This window comes from Helicobacter rappini (assembly GCF_900198625.1).
In the GTDB taxonomy this organism is placed as follows: domain Bacteria; phylum Campylobacterota; class Campylobacteria; order Campylobacterales; family Helicobacteraceae; genus Helicobacter_A; species Helicobacter_A rappini.
This window is the reverse complement of the sequence record NZ_FZPK01000070.1, coordinates 1-1,015: the sequence shown is the minus strand read 5'-3', so window position 1 is coordinate 1,015 and position 1,015 is coordinate 1. Positions and strand designations below refer to the sequence as shown.

Here is a 1,015-nt window from a genome sequence, read left to right as displayed (position 1 = left end):
ACTAAGACAAATAGCAAAAAATTCTAATTACACAAGAGTTGTAATTAGTAGCACAGCAAGAACGCCTAGATGGCAAGCTGAAATTATGTATAACAACATCATTGCAAATGGTTTGCAAAAACAAAGAGATACTTATAAACAGCCCGGGCAACGAGTATTAGATGTATATGAAATACAGAAAAAAGCTGGTAAAAGCAAAGAGGAAATTATACAAACAATGACAAATAAAATCAATGATCTTGGAGCTTCTAGTGTATCAACACATTGTGCGGATTTCAATATTGTCAATGTGGTTGATATTCCGCGTTCCTCTTTAGGTGTCAACAAGACTGATTTTAAATCTCAAGCACAAAAACTTCAACGTGAGGGTAAAATCACACAAATTCTTGATGAAAACGGCTGTTATCACATTATAATACCGCAACTACAAAATTAAAGGACTTAAAAATGAAATATATCCTTGTATTGCTAGTAGTACTGCATATTGCCTATACTAAAGAGTTTCCAAGTTATGTAAAAGAGTGGCGAGGCATTTATGAATCTATACAAAAGACAGGCAAACAAGCTTTCAAAATAAGTGATAATTGCTTTGATGATGAGGCTATGGGCGGTTTTGTATGCGAGATTGGATACTCTAAAAACAAGAGTGCCTTTAATGATTTTGCTATCAATTTTTATACAGAAAAACCAAATGATATGAATTATTCAACAGTAAGAATAATAGCTATTCAATCTCCCACTAAAGCCACTATAAAAGTGTTTTCTATGGAGTATAATAATGACTTTTGCAATATAGATGTGATCAGGCAAGGACAAATGATTACTCTTGTTTCTGGTAATTGCAAAATAGAGGATTTTACTTTGCATAAGGATATTTTTAATAACTATCTTAAAAATCATTACACTTCCAACACAAGCCCAAATAGAAATACAAGAGGAAAATAGTATGTATAAATATATAAAAAATATTGCAATAATTATGGCTCTATGCTTGAGTTTGGAAGCTAAAGATATA

At 31.5% G+C, this 1,015-nt stretch carries 2 protein-coding genes; both read left to right on the top strand.

Features of this window, described 5'->3' with window-relative positions; genetic code table 11:
• On the top strand, positions 1 to 436 hold a 436-nt coding region (locus C6H17_RS11320), incomplete at its 5' end, for a hypothetical protein (RefSeq protein WP_104731452.1).
• Between the two features lie 11 nt (positions 437 to 447).
• Positions 448 to 945, top strand: coding sequence for a hypothetical protein (locus C6H17_RS11315; RefSeq protein ID WP_004087695.1), 498 nt, complete (start codon positions 448 to 450; stop codon positions 943 to 945).
• The last annotated feature ends 70 nt before the right edge of the window (positions 946 to 1,015 follow it).

Bases quoted from the DNA above. Each gene is read 5' to 3' on its own strand.
- C6H17_RS11315 (WP_004087695.1), top strand. From the start codon at position 448: ATGAAATATATCCTTGTATTGCTAGTAGTACTGCATATTGCCTATACT.